Consider the following 19625-nt stretch of genomic DNA (forward strand, 5'->3'; position numbering starts at 1 on the left):
CCGGGGTTCCCTCGGTGCCGGGTCCGCGGCTCGGTCTCAGTCGGCGATCGCGGGGGCCGGGGCTCCGGGGTCGAGGCGGGCGCCGTGGGTCGAGCGGTGCCAGGGGGCCAGGCGGTCGGGCGAGACGGCGACCATCGCGGCGCCGGTGAAGCCCGCGTCGTTGCCGAAGCGGGCCGGCACGATCTCGGTGCCGATGTCGATGAACCGGGCGAACTCGTCGAAGACGTGCGCCGCGGCGCCTCCGATCACGAAGAGCTGGGGCGAGAGCAGCATCTCGAGGTGGCGGTAGTAGACGCTCAGGCGACCGGCCCACTCCTCGAGGGTGATGCCCTCGCGGCGCACGGCCGAGAAGCCGACGCGCGGCTCGAAGTCGGGCCCGTCGATGTGCACGTGGCCGAGCTCGGAGTTGGGGATCACGACGCCCTCGTAGACCATCGCGGTGCCGATGCCGGTGCCGAGGGTCGTGAAGACGCACAGGCCTCCGCGGCCCTGCATGGCGCCGAACTCGCGCTCGGCGACCCCGGCCGCGTCGGCGTCGTTGACGACGACCACGTCGACGCCGGTCGCCTCCGACAGCATCGCCTGGGCGTCGAGGCCGACCCAGCGCTGCGAGACGTGGGTGGTCTGGCGGACGACTCCGCCGCGGACGATGCCCGGGAACCCGACTCCGACGGGGGTGCCCGCGATGGGCGACACGTCGCGGACGATGCCGGCGATCGCGGCGGCGAAGTCCTCCGGCTCGCGGCCGACCGGGTTGGCCACGGCGAAGCGGCGGGCGGCGCGCTCGCCGGTGGTGACGTCGACCAGGGAGGCCTTGATCGAGGTCCCGCCGATGTCGACGCCGACGGCGAAGCGCGGGAGGAGGCCGTCCTGGGGCTGAGTCACGGATGCTCCGTCTGGGAGGGGGGTGGCGAGGGAGGACCTCGGGCTCGCGGGAACGCGTACGGCTCGCCGGATCCGCGGATCCTGACGAGCCGAGTGCGATTCTACGAGCCCGAACTGCTCCCACGCTCGGAGTGGACAGCGAGCGCGTCGAGGACGTAGTCGATCACGGGGTCGTAGAGATGCACGGCGAGGCCGTCGTCGAGCGGGACGACCACCTCGATCGAGCCCTGCGCCTCGGCGACGAAGACGGCCGGATCGTTGCAGTCGGCGATCGCGATCGTCGCGAGGCCGCGTCGTCCCGCGGCGCCGGCCCAGCCGTGGTCGGCGATCACGAGGTCGGGGCGGAGGCCGAGGGACTCGAGCTCGTCGAGGAGCGCGTTCATCGGCTCGGGCGCGTGGGTGTGCACGAGGCTGCCGCCGCGGTAGGCGCAGGTGACGCCTCCGGTCGACCACAGCCGCAGGTGCTCGTCGGCCGAGGCGATGCGGATGCCGTCGGGGCGGGCGAGCGGCAGCGCGTTCACGTCGAGGACGCGGGCGCCCGCCTCCGTCGCGGCCGCCGCGAACCGCCGGTAGACGTCCATCAGCGTGGCGGGGTGGGCGGTCGCGAAGAGGAGGAGGCCGCCGTCGCGGACCGCCGCGGCGAGGCGCCGGCGGTAGGCGTCGAGCGCGGTGACCGCGAGGCCCGCGTCGATGCGGTCCTGCCCGCGCTCGAAGGCGGGATCGGTGCTGATGCCGACCCGCTCCCCCATCAGCGCGAGGAGGCTCTCGACGTCCCAGTGCTCGGCGACGTCGACCCCGTAGAGGTGGGCGGGCTCGCGGGCGGCGAGGCGGCGGAGGTTGCCGAGGTTGCTCGAGCGGTCGGTGAGGACGGCGCCGGTCAGGAGGGTCTCGTCGAGGACGGCGGCGAGCGCGGCGGAGGAGAGCGGGGGCATGCGGGCCTCTCGGGTCGGTGGCGGGGTCAGCGTAGCGATCTTCGGTTTCCGCTTGACTCGGTGAACAGTACCGATATATCGTTACTACATCGCCGACAGATCGAAGAGCACTCGCTCGAGACGGGCGACCGGATCCGATCGAAAGGGATCCTCCAACGACAGAAACGGAACAACCATGAACTCCCACGACTTCTTCTCCGACCGCGCCTCGTCCGGCCGTGACGGCCGCCGAGGGCACGGACACGACCACCCCGGCCAGCGCGAGCGCCGCGGCCCCGGCGGCCACGGACGCGGCTTCGGTCCGGGCTTCGGCTTCGGCCCCGGATTCGGCGGCGGCCCGGGCTTCGGCCCCGGCTTCGGCGGGCCCGGCTTCGGCCGCGGTGGCGGACGCGCCCGCCGCGGTGACGTCCGCGCCGCCCTCCTCTCCCTCCTCGCCGAGACCTCCTCGAACGGCTACGGCCTGATCAAGGCCATCGCCGAGAAGACCAACGGCTCGTGGCGCCCCAGCCCCGGCTCGGTCTACCCCACGCTCCAGCAGCTCGTCGACGAGGGCCTCATCACGGCCGTCGGCGAGGGCCGCGGCACCGAGTACCAGCTGACCGACGCCGGCGGCACCTACGTCCGCGAGCACGCCGACGAGCTCGCCGCCGCCTGGGAGGCGACTCCCGGAGCGAGCGACGCCGACCGCGCCTTCATGGAGAACGTCGGCAAGCTGATGGCGGCCGTGCACCAGTTCCGCGGGGCAACCCCGGAGCAGCGGGCCGCCGCCTCCACCAAGCTCGACGAGACCAGGCGCGCGCTGTACCTGATCCTCGCCGACTGATCACCGGATCGTGAGACGGCCGGGACGCCCTGAGCGTCCCGGCCGTTTCGTCGCGCCTGCGGGGTGGGTGCGCCGCACAACGTCAGCTGAGACGCCCTCTCGCGCACCAACGTGCGCGACGACCAGTCTCAGCTGATGGTGTGCGGCGCTCTCAGCGGCCGTAGGAGGCGGCGAGCCGCGCGAGGCCCTCGTCGAGCGTCACCGAGGGGCGCCACTGCAGGTCGGCGCGGGTGCGGCGCTGGTCGAACCAGTGGGCCGTCGAGAGCTGCTCGGCGAGGAAGCGCGTCATCGGCGGCTCGTCCTCTCCCGGGCGCACCGCCCAGACGCGCTCGATGAGCGAGCCGGCGGTACGGGCGACGGAGGCGGGCACCGACCAGCTCGGCGGCTCCACGCCCGCCGCGCGGCAGATCCCGGCGAGCAGCTCGGCCACCGGCCGCGGCTCGCCGTTGGTCACGACGTAGGCCTGCCCGTGCACGTCCTCGGCGCGGTCGAGGGCGGCGACGATCGCCGATGCCGCGTTGTCGAGGTAGGTCGAGTCGATCAGCGCCTGGCCGTCGCCGAGCAGCGGGAGGCGACCGGCGCGCGCCCGCTCGACGATCCGAGCGACGAGCTGCGTGTCTCCGGGGCCCCAGACCAGGTGCGGCCGGACCGCGACCACCGCGAACCCGGGGGCGTCGGCGGCGAGCGCGAGCAGCTCGGCCCGCGCCTTCGTGCGGGCGTAGTCGCCGCGAGCGCGCTCGGGGTCGGCCGGCTCGGCGTCGGCGCCCGCGATCGAGGAGCCGGCGTGCGCGACCGAGGGGGACGAGACCTGCACGAAGCGCCGGACGCCCGCGCGGGCGGCGGCCGCCAGCAGGCGACGGGAGCCGTCGACGTTCACCCGGTCGAAGTCGCCCGGGTCGCCCGCGAGCGAGACCTTGGCGGCGAGGTGCACCACCGCGTCGGAGCCGGCGACCGCCTCCTCCACCGCGCGCGGGTCGGTCAGCGAGCCGCGGGCGTCGGTCGCGCCGGCCACTCCCGAGGCGCGGCGCTGGAAGGTGCGCACCTCGTGCCCCTGGGCGACGAGGCCCGCGGCGACGGCTCCGCCGAGCAGGCCGCTCGCGCCGGTGACCAGGACCTTCACGGCGCGACCATCCGTCCGCCGGCGAGGATCCCCTCGGCCCAGCGCGAGAGCGCGGCCCGGTCGATCTTGGAGTTGTGCCGGATGTCGGTCGGCAGCGCAGGAACGACGAGCACCGCTGCGACCGCGGCTCCGACGGCGGCGCGGATCTCGGTGGCGAGCCTGTCCGGCGCCAGCTGGGTCCTGTGGACACCACCGCGCGTCTCGACGACCGCGACGAGCTGCGACACTCCGCGGGGCCCCACGCCGACGATCGCGGCGCGGGCGACGGAGGCGACGCGCGCCTCGACCCGCTGCTCGGGGCCGACCGGCGTGACGACCCCCTCCGGAGTCACGATCACGTGCGGCAGACGACCCTCGACCCACAGCCGGCCCGCGGAGTCGACGCGGCCGACATCGCCCGTGCGGTGCCAGCGCTCCCCCGGTGCGGCGCCGACGCGGGCGGCGCGGTCGGTGAGCCAGAGCCGCTCGTAGTGGTCCTCGACGTGTCCGGCCGAGACGACGATCTCGCCCGTCACTCCGATGACCTCGACGGGCTCGGCGGCGGGGATCCCCGCCTCGTCCAGCGGCGCGAGGCGCAGGCGGACGCCCTCCGCCGGGGTGCCGACGCAGACGCCTCCGCGCGGGTCGTCGTCGAGGGCGGCCTCGCGGATGCCCTCGAGCGAGGCGTCGGTCAGCAGCAGCGCCTCGGTCATGCCGTAGGGCGTGTGCGCCGACGCGTTCGGCATCAGCGCCTGCGCCTCGGCGAGCAGGGCCTCGGGCACCGGGGCGCCCGCGGAGAGGAAGGTGCGGACGCCTCCGAGCGCGCGGTGGTCGTCGGCGTCGAGGGCGGCGGAGGTGGCGACCACGTTCGCGAGCGCGGCCGGCGAGAGGAAGAGGACGGTCGCCTCCACCTGCGCGGCGGCCGCGGCGACGGCGCGAGCGGTGAGGGTGCGCGGCGCGGTGACGTTCATGTCGGGGGTCACCGAGCGCGCCCCGAGGGCGGGACCGAGCAGCGCGAACGGCGCGAATCCGGCGACCAGGCCGGTCCCCTCGCCGACGCCGTACTGGCGGGCCAGGGTGTCGCGCACTCCTGCCAGCTGGCGGTGCGTGTAGACGACTCCCTTGGCGGGGCCGGTCGACCCCGAGGTGAAGAGGATCGCCGCGACCGCGTCGGGCGCCGGGGGCTCGCCGAGCGCCCAGGCGTTCGCGGCGAGCTCGGCGCGGCCCAGCTCGATCAGCTGGCCGAGGGACGTGTCGACGCCGAGGGCCTTCGCGGAGGCGCGCGGCAGCGTCTGCGTCGAGATGCGGCCGCCGGGCCAGCCGAGGGCGCGGGCGACGGTCAGCCCCGGGAGGGCGCCGACCACGAGGTCGGGCCAGGTGCCGCGGACGGCGCGGGTCAGGCCGCGGAGGCCGAGGCCCGCGTCGGCGACGACCACGATCGCTCCGATGCGCAGGCAGGCGTAGAGCAGGGCGGTGAGGTCGGCGCCCGGGGGCACCAGCAGCGAGACGCGGTCGCCCCGCTGCACGCCCGAGGCGCGCAGGCCCGCGGCGAGCTCGCGGACCCGCTGCGAGAGCAGCCGCCACGACACGGTGCGCGGGCCGCCGCCTCCGGGGGGCGCCATCTCGACGAGGGCGACGCCGTCGTCGTCGGCGTGCGTGTCGAGGTGCCGCCAGAGCGACTCGACCGGCGCGGTCGGTCGCGCGACATCGGGAGCCGCACCGCGCTCGGAGGTCGCGTCGCCCAGCCAGGTGAGCACGGCGGAGGCGTAGTCGACGTCCTCCGCGAGGAGGTGGCCCGCCCCCTCGAAGCGGTGCACCTGCGCGTGCGGGAGGCGATCGACGAGGTCGTCGAGGTAGCGGTCCGAGAAGATCGGATCGAGCGGACCCCACAGCATCAGCGCGGGGACGCCGAGCTCGCGGACGCCCTCGGCGATGCGGACGAGCTCGTGGTGGCTCGGGTGCGCGGAGTCGACGGGGATGTCGGCGACGAAGCCGCCGATGCCGCCGCGGCGGGCGGCGCCCTCGTAGGGCGCGCGGTAGCCGTCCTTCACCGGGGCGGGGAGCGCCGGGTGGCCGAGCGCGAGGGTCGTCTCGAGGAACGCCGGGGTGCCGACCGTCGAGGCGCCGAGCACCCCGGACGCGAGGGCGAGCCGGAGCGGCGCCGGGATCGGCGAGCCGACGGGCTGGTGCACGGCCGTGTTGAGCAGCATCGCGCCCCGCAGCTCGGCGGGGTGGTCGACGGCCCAGCCGAGCGATACGACTCCGCCCCAGTCGTGACCGAGCGTCACCACGTCGGTCAGGCCGAGGACGTCGGTGAGGTTCGAGAGCTCGCGGACGCGGTCGGCGAGGGTGTGCAGGGCCCCGGTGCGCTCCGAGAAGCCCATCTCGAGCTGGTCGACGGCGACGACGCGCCACGCGGGCTCGCCGCGGCGGGCGGCCTCGAGGGAGGCGGCGGCGAGGCGGCGCCAGAGGTACGACCAGGTCGGGTTGCCGTGCACGCAGAGGATGGTGCCGACCGGCTCGGTGCCGAGGGAGTCCCCGGTGTCGAGGAGGTGCCAGCGCCTGCTGTCGCCGTGGGCGTCCGGTGCGTCGACCAGGCGCGACCACTCGGGGTCGAGCCCGTCGAGCCCGGCGGGCGGCACCTGCGCCGGGGCGGACCGGCCGAGTGCGGCGCGGATCCTCGACGCCGGGTGCGCGCCGGCGTTCACCAGGCGATCTCGAGCATCGCGGTGTTGATGCCGGAGCCGACACCCATCAGCAGCACGCGGTCGCCCTGCTTGAGGGTCGGCGCCTCCTGGGCGAGCGTGATCGGGATCGACGCGGGCCCCACGTTGCCGAGGGTGCCGAAGGTCGTGGGGACGCGGGTCTTGTCGAGGCCGACCGCCTTGACGAGGCCGTTGGTGTGCACGGAGGAGACCTGGTGCGTGATGTAGCGGTCCATCTTGCCCCAGTTCCAGTCGCGCTTCGCCTCCTTCCAGGCGGAGACGACGAGCTCCATCCCGCCCTTGAGCAGGGCCTTCGCGTCGGTGAACATGCCGTCGACGCTGCCGACGCAGAGCTCGTTGAACTGCGTGGCCGCGCGGGTGATGCCGCCGAGGAGGCGGTGACCCTGCGGATGCGCGTCGGCCGGGCCGAGGATGGCCGCGGCCGCGCCGGAGCCGAGGGTGAGGCTGGCGAACTCGCTCATGAAGTCGGTGCGGCTCATGCCCTCGCGCTTGAGGCGCTCGATGGTGTTGACCTGGATCTCGTCGGCGTCCTCGCCGTCGATGATCATCGCGTACTTGATCTGGCCGGCGTCGATCAGCTGAGCGGCAAGCGTCATGCCGTTGACGAAGCCGAGGCAGGCGTTGGCGATGTCGAAGTTGATGGCGGAGGAGGGCAGCCCCAGCCCGTGGTGCAGGCGCACGGCGACCGACGGCTCGAGGTGCTTGCGGGTGACCGAGGTGTTGATGATCAGCCCGATCTGGTCGGGTCGGATGCCCGCCTCGGCGAGCGCGCGCCGGCCCGCCTCGATCGCGGCGCCGTCGAAGTCCTGCTCGGAGTCCCAGTTGCGGCGCTCGTAGACGCCGGCGACCCGCTGGAGGAGCCCGGTGGGGAGGCGCAGGCGCTTGAGCGCGGGCGCGAGTCGCGCATCGATCTCGTCCGACGTGGTCACGCGCGGGGCCATCGTGGTCGCGACGGACAGCAACGCGACGTTGCGGTGCGTGGTCGTTGCGTTTCCGTCCAACGGAACTCCCTGTCGAGTTGTCGATCCTGGCAAGTGCCGCACCGATTTTACGCTGTCGTTCACCCACTGCTTCCTGGACGAGCGCTGGATGCCGGCAGAATGCACCCGGCGACCAGCTGTCCCCCGAGTTGGCGGGGATGCCGGGCGGCGGCCATACCGCCTCCGCCGTGTCAACCACCCTCTGCCCCGGGCTCGGACGGTGGATCGCGCTGACCTGTTCGAGAAGCTCCTGGTGCGCGACCGGCGAGTCCTGGCGCGGGAGTCGCCGGTGACTCCGGAGTCCGCAGCCCCGGCCGAGGAGCACCTGCCGCGCCGGCGCCCCGGCAGGCGATCCTCGGCTCGTGGAAACACGTTCGGCTCGTCGGAATCGTCGGATCCTGCGAGCCGAACCGGATTCCGCGAGCCGGAGGTGCGCCGAGGCGGCATCCGACGTTCGGCGACGAGCCGTCAGGTGCCCATCGCCCACGGCTCGCGGTCGCCGCGGAGGCGCGCGGCGAGCGCCATCGCCTGCTCGTCGGTGAGCGTGGCGACGTAGTCGACGATGCCGCGGGCGCGGCCCAGGCGCTCGAGCGACTGCGGGTCGGCGCGCGGACGGCCGCGCTCCCCCGCCGGAAGCCACTCCGGCCGGTCGGCGCGCAGGCGGAAGTAGCCGTCGGTCGCCAGCTCGATCAGATCGAGCAGCTTCTGCGGGGCGCGGGCGTTGTCGCGCGGGTCGGCCAGCCAGTCGTCGAGGTGGGTGACGAGTGTCTCGAGCACCTGCGACTGCCCGCGCTGGTAGGTCGCGAAGTCGGGGCGGTCGATCACGAAGCGGGTGTGCACGAACTTCAGCACCGCCACGTCGTGCCACGCGTCCGGGAGGAGCGACACGTGCCCCGAGCGCACGTTCGGGTCGGCGAGCACCAGCACGGAGCGCTGCAGCCGCCCGATCCAGGAGGACACGAAGGACTCGATAGCCCGCTCGGTGCGGGTCGAGCCGTCGAACGGCACGGCGAGCAGCCCCTCCACCAGCTCGGTCGACACGCGCTCGACGGAGGCGCGGAACAGCTCGTCGCCGGCGATCCACGGGTCGCGGGCGACCAGCCTCCGCCGCAGCATCTCGAGGGAGTGCCCGGGCGCTCGCGCCCACAGCTCACCGGCGTCGAGCGCGGCCAGCGCGTTCTGCTCGCGGAGGAACGCCCGGAACTCCACCGCGACCGCAGCCTGCTGCAGCACGCCCGCCCGGTAGAAGTCGTCGAGGTCGTGCAGCGAGTAGGCGATGTCGTCGGCGACGTCCATCACCGAGCACTCGAGCGTCTGCTGCCACGGAGCGATCGCCTCGAAGCCCGCGCGCGCGTCGAGCAGGTCGTCGAGGTCGAGCGTGTAGGCCGAGAACTTGGGCGGAGCGGTCTCCCAGCGGCTGGCGGTCGAGCCGCGCGGCAGCTCGGTCGGGTCGGTGGAGTCGATGCCGGGGCGGCAGACCACGCGCCCCCACGGGTACTTGAGCACCGCGGCCCGGGAGGCGGCGGTGAGGTTGAGGCCAGCCTCCACCGTCTCGCAGACGTCGAGCTCGGAGAGGATGCGGAACGACTGCGCGTTGCCCTCGAAGCCCTCCTCGAGCCCGAGCTTCTCGCGGGCGAGGCGGTCGAGCGCCTGCTCGCCGAGGTGGCCGAACGGAGGGTGACCGAGGTCGTGCGCGCTGGCCGCGGCCTGCACGACCACCGGGTCGCAGCCTCCGAGCCGCTCGACCAGCTCGCGCTGGGCCGGGTCGGTGGTGGTGAGCTGCATGGCGATCGCGCGGGCGACGGCGGTCACCTTGATCGAGTGGGTGAGGCGGTTGTGCACGACCTGGCCGACTCCGCTCGGCGAGATGACCTGCGTCACCGCCGAGAGCCGGGCGAAGTACGGGGAGAAGCGGATGCGCTCGAGGTCGACGCGGTACTCGGGGAACTCCTCGCCGGTCGAGAAGCGGTCGACCGGCTCGGGCACACGGCGATCGCGCCGGCGGTCGCGCGGACGGCGGAGCACGTCGCGCCGGAGGGTGGGCACGCCGCCGGTGTCGGCGCCCGCCGTGTCGGCGCGGGCCGCTGGGCCGGGTGCCTCATCCATGGGGCCACCCTACGTGCGCGGCGCGGGCGCCTCCTCGACGCCCCGCGGCCGCACCGCGAACAGCACCGCCGCCGCCACGACCGCGCCGAGCACGTACGCCGCGATGTCGAGCCACGAGAAGGTGCTGCCGACCACGAGCGCCAGCGGCGACCACAGCTCGACGAGGCGCGCCGCGGCTCCGATCGCCTGCAGCTGCTCCATCGCGATCGACCAGGCGAGCGCGATGCCCGCCGCCGTGACGGCCGGGACCCGCGGCAGCAGCACGCACACCAGCAGCGCGACGAGCACGACGTAGAGGACGCCGCCCGCGACATCGGCGAGGAGCCCGGTGAGCAGGAAGCGCAGGGCGAGCCCGAGCCCCAGCGCGGCGGCGGCAGCGAGCACGAAGGGCAGCCGCGCCCTCACCGCGCGCCCTCCTCGTGCGCTCGCCGGAGCCGGTCGAGGGCGAACAGGAACGTCCGGTCGTCGGCGACGGTCCAGCCGAACCGGCCCGGGGAGGCGACGACGAAGGGGACGAGCACGCTCCGGCGGCGGCGCGCGACGAGCGAGGCGCGCGCCAGACCGCGGAAGCCCTCGCCGACGGGCGCCGGCGGCGCCAGCACCGACAGCACGGCGGCGCGGACGCGGTGCGCGCCGTGGGCGACCGTGCCGACCTCGACTCCCGCGACGTCGCTCCACTCCGCGATGGCGAGGGAGTCGGCGCGCTCGGCGGCGAGCGCCGGCCCACCTGCGCCGAGGGTGACGACCACGGCTCCCCGGCTCGTGGCGGAGGCGGCGGGCGCGGTGATGCGCTGGAGGGTGCGGTCGAGCTCGAGGGCGCGGAGCACCACGAAGCCCTCGCCGATCTCGGCGAGCTCGGCCAGGCGACGCTGCCGCTCGGGGCTCGCCTGGCTCAGCTTCGACCCGACCGCGGCGCGCAGCCGTCGCGCCTGCGCGGCCGAGGTCAGGAGCGCGGTCGGCTCGAAGCGCGCGCGCGGAGGGATCGGGACCCGCGGACCTGTGGGCGCCGACGGGACTCCCCAGTGCGGCGGCGGGGCTGCGGTCATGTCCCGGCTCCTGTCGATGGGCGATGGGCGATGGCGTGCCTGCTCCTGATTCTCGCCCCTCCGCCTCCCGCCTTGCCGGGAGCGCCGCCCCGACCTAGGATGGAGGTACCCCCCGGGGGTATCCACCACCACCCCCGAACCCAGGCAAGGAGAAGCACATGGGCATCGCGCGCCTCGATCTCGGCCTCACCGCCAAGGACACCGCCGCCAAGGACACCGCCGCCGACGGCTGCGGCTCGGGCGGCGCCTGCGCCTGCGGCGGCCACGGATCCTCGGCCCACGCGGCCCACGACGGCAGCACCGCGCAGAGCCCCTCCTCCGTCAGCTTCGGCGTCGCGGGCATGACCTGCGAGCACTGCGTCCGCAGCGTCACGGAGGAGCTCGCCGCCTACCCCGAGGTCGACAGCGTCGACGTCTCACTCGCCCCCGACGGCGTCTCGCGGGTGACCGTCGGCTCGTCCCGACCGCTCGGCCGCGAGGAGATCGCAGGCGCGATCGCCGACGCCGGCTACCGGCTCGCTCCCCTGGCCTGATGGCCGACACGACCCTCGAGCTCGACATCGGGGGCATGACCTGCGCCTCCTGCGTCGCGAGGGTCGAGCGGAGGCTCGACGCGCTCCCCGGAGTGACGGCGAGCGTCAACCTGGCCCTCGAGCGCGCGACGCTGACGCTGCCCGACGGAACCACCCCGGCCGACGCGATCGCCGCGGTCGAGGCCGCGGGGTACACGGCGACGGTGCCGTCCGCGAGCGCTCCCCGCGCCGAGGCCGGGGACGACCCCGAGGACGACGAGCGCCGCACCCTCCGCACGCGACTCCTGGTCTCGGCCCTGCTGGCCGCTCCGGTCGTCGTGCTCTCGATGATCCCTCCGCTGCAGTTCGCGAACTGGCAGTGGCTCTGCCTCACCCTCGCCGCGCCGGTCGCGGTCTGGGGGGCCTGGCCGTTCCACCGGAACGCCTGGCGGGCCGCCCGCCACGGGTCGACCACCATGGACACCCTGATCAGCCTCGGGGTCGCTGCCGCCTTCCTCTGGTCGCTGTACGCCCTGTTCCTCGGCGATGCGGGCCGGACGGGCATGAGCATGCCGTTCGAGTTGCCGCTCGGCTCCCGCTCGGGTCACGACGAGATCTACCTCGAGGTCGCGGCCGCGGTGCCCGTCCTCGTGCTCGCCGGCCGCTACCTCGAGGCCCGCTCCAAGCGCGACGCCGGTGCTGCGCTGCGGGCACTGCTCCGCCTCGGCGCGAAGGACGCCGCCCGCCTCACGGCCGACGGCGTCGAGGAGCGGGTGCCCGCCGCCTACCTCGCCGTCGGCGACCTGCTCCGCGTACGTCCCGGCGAGGTCGTGGCCGCCGACGGCACCGTGCTCGAGGGAGCGAGCGCCGTCGACGCGAGCCTCCTCACCGGCGAGAGCGTGCCGGTCGAGGTGGGTCCGGGCTCCTCCGTCACGGGCGGTGTGCTCAACGCGCACGGCGTGCTGACCGTCCGGGTCGAGCGGATCGGCTCCGAGACCACGCTCGCGCGGATGGGCCGCCTGGTCTCGCAGGCGCAGGCCGGCAAGGCCCGCGTGCAGCGGCTGGCCGACCGGGTCTCCTCCGTCTTCGTACCGGTCGTCGTCGTGCTCGCTCTCGGGACCCTGGCGGGGTGGCTCCTCTCGGGCGCCGATCTCGCCGCCGCCGTCTCGCCCGCCGTCGCCGTCCTCGTGGTGGCGTGCCCGTGCGCGCTCGGGCTCGCGACTCCGACTGCGGTGCTGGTCGGGACCGGTCGCGGATCGCAGCTGGGCATCCTGATCCGCGGTCCCGAGGTGCTCGAGAGCAGCCGCCGCGTCGACACCGTCGTCTTCGACAAGACCGGCACCCTCACGACCGGCGCCTTCGAGCTCGACCCGGGCGTCGACGACGAGGCGCTGCTCATGCTGGCCGCCGTCGAACGCGGCTCGGAGCATCCGCTCGCCGCCGCGATCGTCCGCGGCGCAGAAGCCAGGGGGCTCGACGTCCCCGAGGCGACCGGCTTCCGGTCGAGCACCGGGTTCGGCGTGCGCGCGAAGGTGGGCGGGCGTCTGGTCGTCGCCGGTCGGCTGCGCTGGCTCGAGGAGCAGTGGGGCTACGCCTCCGGGCCCCTCTCGGCCGAGGCCGACCGAGCGTTCGAGTCGGGCGGCACCGTGGTCGGAGTCGGCTGGGAGGGCGAGCTGCGCGGCATCGCGGTGCTGCGCGACCAGCCCCGCCCCGACGCCTCGACGACCGTGACGGCGCTGCGCCGGCGAGGACTCCGCGTGCTCGTGCTCACCGGCGACGACTCCCGTGCGGCGGCCTCCGTCGCGTCGGCCGTCGGCATCGACGAGGTCATCGCCGAGGTGCTGCCCGAGGGCAAGCTCGCCGTGATCGAGGGCCTGCGGGCGGAGGGACGCAGCGTCGCCTTCGTCGGCGACGGCGTGAACGACGCGGCGGCGCTCGCCGCGGCCGACGTGGGCATCGCGATGGGCGCCGGCTCGGACGCCGCCATCGAGGCGAGCGACATCACGCTGGTCGGCGACGAACTCTCGCGAGTGCCCGACGCGCTGAGGCTCGGCCGCCGGACGCTCGGCGTCATCCGCGGCAACCTCTTCTGGGCCTTCGCCTACAACGTCGCGGCGATCCCCCTCGCGATGGCGGGGCTGCTCGGCCCGCTGGTGGCCGGCGCCGCGATGGCGTTCTCGAGCGTGTTCGTCGTGCTGAACAGCCTCCGCCTGCGCTCGTTCCGCGCGGGCGGCTGAGCGGCTCCCGGAGTGACGTGGTTGGCTGAGGAGATGCGAACCGAGACCCGCCAGGGCGTCCCCCTCCTCCTCGTCGACGAGGAGGGCGCCGCACTGTCCACCTCCGAGGACGCGCTCGCCCTCGTGGCCGAGACCTACGGCGGCGACGTCGAGACGATCGTCGTGCCCGTCGGACGCCTCGACCCCGAGTTCTTCCGGCTCCGCTCCGGCATCGCCGGCGAGTTCGTGCAGAAGCTCGTCAACTACCGCAAGCGCCTCGTGATCGTCGGCGACATCACCGAGCAGGTGTCGACCTCGAGCGCGCTGCACGACTTCGTCGTCGAGTCGAACCGGGGCGACCACCTCTGGTTCGTGCCCGCGCTCGACGCGCTCGACGCCCGGCTGGGCGACTCGGCGACCGCCGAGGAGCCCGGTGCCGACGGCGGCGTGGAGCCGACGCCCGGCCCCGCGCACTAGTGCCGCTCGAGCTGGCCGGCCCGGTGAGACTGCTGCTGCTCGCCGACACCCATCTGCCGAAGCGGGCGAAGGCGCTCCCCGAGGAGGTCTGGCGTGCCGTCGACGCGGCGGACCTCGTCGTGCACGCGGGCGACTGGGTCGACGAGGCCACCCTCGATTTGCTCGAGGCGCGGTCGCGGCACCTGCTCGCGGTGTGGGGCAACAACGATCCCGCGGGCCTCAGGGCTCGGCTGCCGGAGGTGGCGCACGCCGTGATCGGCGGCCTGCGCATCGGAGTCGTCCACGAGACCGGAGCCGCGGCCGGTCGGGAGGCGCGGGCCGACGCGGCGCATCCCGACACCGATCTGCTGGTCTTCGGGCACAGCCACATCCCCTGGGACACGGTCTCGCCGCGCGGCATGAGACTGCTCAATCCGGGCTCGCCGACGGACCGCCGTCGTCAGCCCGCCTGCACCTTCCTGACGGCGACGGCCGACGGAGGCGCCCTGCACGAGGTGCGACTCGTCCGCCTCCCTCCGCGCCCGACCACCCCCTCCTGAGGACGCACCGACGCGAGCCGCCACCCCTCGGCGGCGTCGGCGCAAGGGGGGTTCCCTGGAAGTGAGGTCGGCCTAAGCTCACGAAGATGACTCGCTCACCGGACAGACCCGATTCCGCGCACCTGCGTCCGGACGGTCTCGACAGCGCCACGGTGGCGGCGCTCGGGAAGCTGTCGGAGGCGCTCGAGACCGTCGAGCACGCTCGAGGCCTCCTCTACGGATTCCACCGGCTGACCGGATCCGCCGACCTCGCGCTCGGCGACGCGGTGCAGGCCTTCCGGGACGCCGGGCACGACGAGATCGCCGACTCCCTCGAGGCCGACCTCGTCGGACGCAACGTCATCGAGGGACGCTGGACGTTCCAGATCGTCGAGGACTACGACGACAACTACTACCGCTCCTTCCGCGAGCACGAGAAGGCCGCTCGGGACAGCCTGGCCGAGGGCCGACGGCACGTCTTCGAGTCGGAGATGAAGGAGGACCGCCGCACGAGCGGTCGCCGCCATCACGAGTCCCGGCCGGGCACCTGATGAACGCCGTCATCCGGATGCGCACGTCCTCGCTGCGCGTGAAGGCGGTCACCTCGGGATCGGGCGTCGGCGACGCTCCCCAGGAGACCACCCGGCGCACCGTCCTGAGCGTCGACGGGCGCCGCTTCCTCCTGGCTGTCGACGCCGACGCGGAGGCGCTCGAGAAGCGCCTGATCGAGGCGGTGCGCGCGCACGGCGACATGGTGAACTTCATGATCGCCGGCGGACACGAGGTGTGCGTGCTGGTGTCCCCGGGCGTCGCGGTGATCCTCGAGCACGAGGAGGTCCCCGTGGAGGACCCGGACGCGGACGACTCGCCTCTGGTGTACGACGACGTCGAGTACCTCAGCTAGACCACTCCGGTCGACGCCCAGAGCCAGAAGGCGGCGTGCGCCCGGTGCGGGCGCCACGGCTGCGAGGCCGCCTCGGCCGCCGCGGTGCCGATGCCGCCGAGCGCGCGGCGGAGGACGAGGTCGCCGGCCGGGAACGCGTCGGGATCGCCCAGGAGGCGCAGCCGCAGGTAGTCGGCCGTCCACGGCCCGATCCCGGGGATGGCGAGCAGGAGGCGGCGCTGCTCGACAGGGTCGCCGCCGGGGTCGAGGTCGAGACCGCTCGCGAAGGCCTCGGCCACCGCCCGCACCGTGGCCGCGCGAGCCCGCGTGACTCCGATCGCCGAGCGCAGCGCCTCGGGATCGGGCGCGAGGAGGGCCTCGGGGCTCGGGAAGGCTCCGAGCCCGCCGACCCCCGCGTCGCCGAAGGCCGCGACCGCCCGAGCGCCGAAGGTGCGGGCGGCGGCGACGGACACCTGCTGACCGAGCACGGCCATCACGGCGGCCTCGAACGCCGCGGGGTACCGCGTCGCGCGGAGCCCGGGTCGCGCGGCGATCATCGGGGCGAGGACCGGGTCGCGGGACAGCGCCCGGCCGATCGAGACGATGTCGGAGTCGAGGTCGAACCAGGCACGCACGAGCCGGACAACGGCGGGCGCGACCTCGGCGGCGGCCTCGACGCGGACTCCCGTGTCGGTGAGCTCGAGCGCGATCGGCTGCGGCGCCCCATGTACCATCAGGAGGCGCTCGAGCCGCCCACCGTCAGCGGCGATCCGGTCGACGCCCGGCAGGGAGTGCGCGCGGAGGAGGCTCGCCGCCCCGACGCGGTCGAACGGGCCGTTCGCCTCCAGGTCGAGCACGGTCGCGGTGGGGGAAGTCAGGGGAGAAGCACCACCTTGCCGCCCGCGCGACCGGAGGCGACGAACTCGAGCGCCTCCGCCGCCTCGCGCAGCGGGAACGATCGGCCGAGGACCACCTCGAGCTCGCCGCGGCCGGCGCTGTCGAGCAGCGGCGCGCGAGCCGCCATCCGGATCTCGGTGCCGGGGTCGGCTCCGTCGCCGCCGCCGAGCAGGAGGATGCCGCCGAGCCGAGCCGCGTGCTCGAAGCCCGCGACCGTGGCGATGCGCGAGCGGTCGGCGACGACCGCCACCGACACGTCGAGTGCCTCGTCGGTGCCGGCCGCGTCGAGGGCGACGTCGATGCCGCTCGGCGCGAGCGCGCGGACCCGCTCCTCGAGCCCCGGCCCGTAGCGGACCGGCTCGCCGCCGAAGCGGCGGACGACCGCCTCGCCCCGCTCCCCCGCCGTCCCGACGACCCGGGCACCGCGGGCGCGCGCCAGTTGCACGAGCAGCGACCCGACGGCTCCGCTCGCGCCGTGCACCAGCACCGTGTCCCCCTCCGCGACACGGGTGGCCTCGAGCAGGTGCACCGCGGTCGTCCCGGTGAGCAGGAGGCCCGCCGCCGCCTTCCAGCCGAGCCCCGCCGGCTTGGGCAGCACGGAGCCCGCGGGCACGACGATCTCCTCTGCGAAGCCGCCCGAGACCCGGAAGCCGACGACCTCGTCGCCCACGGCCACCGCACCCAGCGGACCGACCGCCTCCGGCCCCACGGCCGTGACCACTCCCGAGACCTCGCCGCCGAGCCGCACGGGCGTGCGTCCCCCGAAGACACCCGCCAGCATCTTCGCGTCGGAGGGGTTCACACCGGCCGCGCGCACCCGCAGCCGCACCCGGCCGGGGCCCGGCTCTCCCGGGTCGATCTCGACCGGACGGAGGGCCGAGGGTCCTCCGAAGTCGTCCGCCTGCATCGCCATGACCATGCGCTCCACCTCTCGCTGATGCGGCCGACGCTAGCAGCGACGTCCGACACGGCAGCCCCTCCCCCGAGCCCGCCCGAGAACGCCCGTTCCCTGAGCGCCTACCATGGGGGGATGTCCTCCACCCTCGAGCTCGCCCCGCGCGAGGCGATCCTCGCCGCCGCCGATCGGCTCTACTACGAGCGCGGCATCCAGTCGGTCGGCATGGACGAGCTGCGCACGGCCGCGGGCGTCTCGCTCAAGCGCCTCTACTCGGAGTTCCCGAGCAAGGAGGCGGTCGTCGTCGCCGTGCTCGAGGGCCGCCACGAGCAGTGGACCCGCGGAGTCACGGCGCGCGTCGACTCCGAGTCGGGCGCTCGCGAGAAGCTCCTCGCCATCTACGACTTCCTCTTCGACTGGTTCTCCGAGGACTCCTTCCGGGGCTGCGGCTTCATCAACGCCTTCGGTGAGCTCGGCTCCTCGAACCCCGCGGTCGCCCGCCTCGCCCGCGATCACAAGGAGTCGTTCCAGCAGTTCCTCGCCACGCTCGCCGAGGAGGCGGGCGGCGGCGCCGAGCTCGCGGCGCAGCTCGCGATCCTCGCCGAGGGCGCGCAGACGACCGCCGCGATCGCCGGCACCCCCGAGTCGGCGCTGCACGCGCGCCGGGCCGCCGGGATCCTGATCGACGTCGAGACGGCGTAGCGGAGCACTGGCGAGGAAGATCCTGTGCTCGTCACCGGCATGCTGGTCGAGCAGCCGCCGGAGGCGGCGTATCGAGAACCAACAGCGTCAGAAGTCCAGGTCAGAATGCTGATCTGTCGACGCTGGCGGGTCTCGGTACGTCCCTGCGGGGCTACTCGACCAGCATGGAGGGAGACGGGCGCCGACTTCTCCCTCCCCGCTCGAATGAGACGCATCGCGGCTTCGCCGCTGGATACGCCCGCTGAGCGGGCTGCTCGATCAGCGAGGATCGAGACGCGTCCCCGTCCAGCTCACGCCTCGCCGCCCCCGGGAGGACCGACGACCAGCAGCGCCGCGAACACCGCGGCCACCGCGGCCAGCACCAGCACCCCCGCGAGCACCGGCCGGCCCAGCGCCCAGCGGAGCACCCGGCTGAGGATCCCCCGGTCGCGCGGGTCGGAGCCCGCCTCGCGCCGCCACGGGCCCTCGAGGAGCCCGCGACGCTCGAAGCCGCGCTCGAGCGGCACCGTCGCGTAGGGGACGACGGCACTCGCCACTGCGAGGAGCGTCGCACCCGCCGACCAGCGCTGGTTCACCGCGAGCACGAGGGCAGCGGCTCCGTACGCCAGGAACGCGAAACCGTGGATCGGCCCCGCCACGCTCACCGGCCAGTCGCCGACGTCGGCCACGTACTTCAGCAGCATGCCCGCGATCAGGAGGGTCCACGTCACCGCCTCGACGATCGACAGAATCCTGAAGAGGCGGCGCGGGCTCATGGGATCGGCTCCGTTCGAGGTCCGCGGCAGCGGACGGTCGGGGTCGGTCGAGGGACGCTCGAGAGAGTAGTCAGCCCGGCTCGACGCCTCCTGCGAGATCTCTCAGGCGGGACGGCCGATCAACGCGATCGTCGAGACCGCCGCGGCGATGAGCGCCAGCGCGCTGGCGACGGCGGCGTGCGGACCGGTCCGCACGGGCGCCTCCTCGATGGCCGGCCGCCCGTGCACCTGGGCCCAGAGCCGACGGGCCACCTCGCGCGCGGCGGGGCGGTCGGCGGGGTCGAGAGCCGTCATCGCCGCGAGGAGTGAGCGCCAGCGCTCGGGCACCGACGCGGGGATAACCGGGGAGTGGTGCATCCGCTGGAGAGAGATCTCGAGGGTCGTGCCGCTGTAGGCACGGGTGCCCGACAGTGCTTCGAGCAGCACCAGGCCGAGCGAGTAGACGTCGGAGGCGGGGCCGACGGCTCCGGACCCCAGGCTCTCGGGGCTGAGGTACGCCGCGGTGCCCACCAGGAGATCGGAGCGGGTCAGCCGCGCGTCGTCGAGCGACCGGGCGATGCCGAAGTCGCTCAGCTTCGCCTCGCGGAGGGCCGTCGCCGAGGGGACCGGACGGGAGCGCACGAGCACGTTGTCGGGCTTCACGTCGCGGTGGATCACGCCCTGCTCGTGCAGGTGGGCCAGCGCGTCGGCGACCTGCGCGCCGACCTCGGCGACGACGCGCTCGTCGGCCGAGACGAACCACTGGGCTGCGGGGTCGGCCGAGTCGAAGTACTCCAGCACGAGGAAGGACGACTCGCCGACCTCGCCCTGGTCGAGCACCTCGACGATCGCCGGGTGGCGCGAGTCGATCAGGAGGCGCGTCTCGCGCTCGCGGCGGGCGCGCTCGTTCGGGGTTCCCGCGGCCGAGCGGTGCACCTTGACCGCGACACCACGGGCCAGGCGCAGGTCGCGGGCCCGGTAGACGACTCCGCTGCCGCCCTCCCCGATGCGCTCGAGCAGGAGGTAGCGGTCGGCGAGGGTCGCACCGAGGAGGTGGTCGACGAGGTCCGCGGCGGCGAGCATCGCTGTCCTCCTTGTCGGTGCGGGGTGGGTAAATCGCTAGCTTGTCTAACTAGCTACTCGAGTTGTACCGCGCGCACCCTCCCTCCGCAAGCAGAACGGCAGGGTTGTGCA

The 19625-nt window shown here is 74.4% G+C and carries 20 protein-coding genes; 8 read left to right on the forward strand and 12 right to left on the reverse strand.

Features of this window, described 5'->3' with window-relative positions; translation table 11 throughout:
- Positions 1–36 precede the first annotated feature (36 nt).
- Together GRS92_RS06690 and GRS92_RS06695 are read right to left on the reverse strand one after the other, a co-directional pair.
- The gene (locus GRS92_RS06690; protein WP_235021852.1) at positions 37–885 is read right to left on the reverse strand and encodes an ROK family protein; all 849 of its coding nucleotides are present in this window, start codon (positions 883–885) and stop codon (positions 37–39) included.
- A gap of 101 nt (positions 886–986) precedes the next feature.
- Positions 987–1817, reverse strand: coding sequence for a phosphatase (locus tag GRS92_RS06695; RefSeq protein WP_159854504.1), 831 nt, complete (start codon positions 1815–1817; stop codon positions 987–989).
- A gap of 175 nt (positions 1818–1992) precedes the next feature.
- Here GRS92_RS06695 and GRS92_RS06700 point away from each other — a divergent pair, with 175 nt between their 5' ends.
- Positions 1993–2640 (forward strand): PadR family transcriptional regulator, encoded by a 648-nt coding sequence (locus GRS92_RS06700; RefSeq protein WP_159854506.1) that lies wholly within the window; start codon positions 1993–1995, stop codon positions 2638–2640.
- Between the two features lie 151 nt (positions 2641–2791).
- Here the strand turns inward: GRS92_RS06700 and GRS92_RS06705 are convergent, their stop codons facing one another.
- The 6 genes from GRS92_RS06705 to GRS92_RS06730 all read right to left on the reverse strand — a co-directional run bounded on the left by GRS92_RS06705 (position 2792) and on the right by GRS92_RS06730 (position 10597).
- Complete coding sequence (locus GRS92_RS06705; protein ID WP_159854508.1) at positions 2792–3760, reverse strand: NAD-dependent epimerase/dehydratase family protein; 969 nt, start codon at positions 3758–3760, stop codon at positions 2792–2794.
- Positions 3757–6447, reverse strand: a complete 2691-nt coding sequence (locus GRS92_RS06710) for an alpha/beta fold hydrolase (protein WP_235021853.1) — start codon at positions 6445–6447, stop codon at positions 3757–3759. The genes GRS92_RS06705 and GRS92_RS06710 overlap by 4 nt, the downstream gene beginning before the upstream one ends.
- Complete coding sequence (locus tag GRS92_RS06715) at positions 6444–7466, reverse strand: 3-oxoacyl-ACP synthase III (protein ID WP_235021854.1); 1023 nt, start codon at positions 7464–7466, stop codon at positions 6444–6446. The genes GRS92_RS06710 and GRS92_RS06715 overlap by 4 nt, the downstream gene beginning before the upstream one ends.
- Positions 7467–7913: 447 nt before the next feature.
- On the reverse strand, positions 7914–9551 hold the full coding sequence (locus tag GRS92_RS06720) for a deoxyguanosinetriphosphate triphosphohydrolase family protein (RefSeq protein WP_159854512.1): 1638 nt from the start codon (positions 9549–9551) through the stop codon (positions 7914–7916).
- Between the two features lie 9 nt (positions 9552–9560).
- Positions 9561–9956 carry a DUF2809 domain-containing protein gene (locus GRS92_RS06725; protein ID WP_159854514.1) on the reverse strand — a complete coding sequence of 132 codons (396 nt, stop codon included), beginning with the start codon at positions 9954–9956 and terminating at the stop codon, positions 9561–9563.
- A complete protein-coding gene (locus GRS92_RS06730) occupies positions 9953–10597 on the reverse strand; it encodes a hypothetical protein (RefSeq protein ID WP_159854516.1) in 645 nt (214 codons plus the stop codon). The genes GRS92_RS06725 and GRS92_RS06730 overlap by 4 nt, the downstream gene beginning before the upstream one ends.
- Before the next feature lie 158 nt (positions 10598–10755).
- Here GRS92_RS06730 and GRS92_RS06735 point away from each other — a divergent pair, with 158 nt between their 5' ends.
- The 6 genes from GRS92_RS06735 to GRS92_RS06760 all read left to right on the forward strand — a co-directional run bounded on the left by GRS92_RS06735 (position 10756) and on the right by GRS92_RS06760 (position 15224).
- Positions 10756–11130, forward strand: coding sequence for a heavy-metal-associated domain-containing protein (locus tag GRS92_RS06735; protein ID WP_159854518.1), 375 nt, complete (start codon positions 10756–10758; stop codon positions 11128–11130).
- On the forward strand, positions 11130–13346 hold the full coding sequence (locus GRS92_RS06740) for a heavy metal translocating P-type ATPase (protein WP_159854520.1): 2217 nt from the start codon (positions 11130–11132) through the stop codon (positions 13344–13346). The genes GRS92_RS06735 and GRS92_RS06740 overlap by 1 nt, the downstream gene beginning before the upstream one ends.
- Before the next feature lie 33 nt (positions 13347–13379).
- Positions 13380–13802 carry a DUF4180 domain-containing protein gene (locus GRS92_RS06745; protein ID WP_159854522.1) on the forward strand — a complete coding sequence of 141 codons (423 nt, stop codon included), beginning with the start codon at positions 13380–13382 and terminating at the stop codon, positions 13800–13802.
- 23 nt (positions 13803–13825) lie between these two features.
- On the forward strand, positions 13826–14341 hold the full coding sequence (locus GRS92_RS06750; RefSeq protein WP_159854524.1) for a metallophosphoesterase family protein: 516 nt from the start codon (positions 13826–13828) through the stop codon (positions 14339–14341).
- Positions 14342–14427: 86 nt separating this feature from the next.
- Positions 14428–14871, forward strand: a complete 444-nt coding sequence (locus tag GRS92_RS06755; protein ID WP_159854526.1) for a hypothetical protein — start codon at positions 14428–14430, stop codon at positions 14869–14871.
- Complete coding sequence (locus GRS92_RS06760) at positions 14871–15224, forward strand: hypothetical protein (protein ID WP_159854528.1); 354 nt, start codon at positions 14871–14873, stop codon at positions 15222–15224. Before GRS92_RS06755 ends, GRS92_RS06760 begins: the two co-directional genes overlap by 1 nt.
- Here the strand turns inward: GRS92_RS06760 and GRS92_RS06765 are convergent.
- Together GRS92_RS06765 and GRS92_RS06770 are read right to left on the reverse strand one after the other, a co-directional pair.
- The gene (locus tag GRS92_RS06765) at positions 15221–16060 is read right to left on the reverse strand and encodes a DNA-3-methyladenine glycosylase family protein (RefSeq protein ID WP_204162051.1); all 840 of its coding nucleotides are present in this window, start codon (positions 16058–16060) and stop codon (positions 15221–15223) included. The genes GRS92_RS06760 and GRS92_RS06765 overlap by 4 nt on opposite strands.
- Before the next feature lie 17 nt (positions 16061–16077).
- Positions 16078–17019, reverse strand: a complete 942-nt coding sequence (locus GRS92_RS06770; protein ID WP_159854530.1) for a quinone oxidoreductase family protein — start codon at positions 17017–17019, stop codon at positions 16078–16080.
- Between the two features lie 111 nt (positions 17020–17130).
- Here GRS92_RS06770 and GRS92_RS06775 point away from each other — a divergent pair, with 111 nt between their 5' ends.
- Positions 17131–17697, forward strand: a complete 567-nt coding sequence (locus GRS92_RS06775) for a TetR/AcrR family transcriptional regulator (RefSeq protein WP_159854532.1) — start codon at positions 17131–17133, stop codon at positions 17695–17697.
- Positions 17698–17987: 290 nt separating this feature from the next.
- On the opposite strand, the gene GRS92_RS06780 is transcribed toward GRS92_RS06775, so the two are convergent.
- Positions 17988–18452, reverse strand: a complete 465-nt coding sequence (locus GRS92_RS06780) for a DUF3817 domain-containing protein (RefSeq protein WP_159854534.1) — start codon at positions 18450–18452, stop codon at positions 17988–17990.
- Positions 18453–18554: 102 nt separating this feature from the next.
- The gene (locus tag GRS92_RS06785) at positions 18555–19514 is read right to left on the reverse strand and encodes a serine/threonine-protein kinase (RefSeq protein ID WP_159854536.1); all 960 of its coding nucleotides are present in this window, start codon (positions 19512–19514) and stop codon (positions 18555–18557) included.
- Between the last annotated feature and the right edge of the window lie 111 nt (positions 19515–19625).

It is taken from the genome of Rathayibacter sp. VKM Ac-2754, from assembly GCF_009807095.1.
GTDB lineage: Bacteria > Actinomycetota > Actinomycetes > Actinomycetales > Microbacteriaceae > Rathayibacter.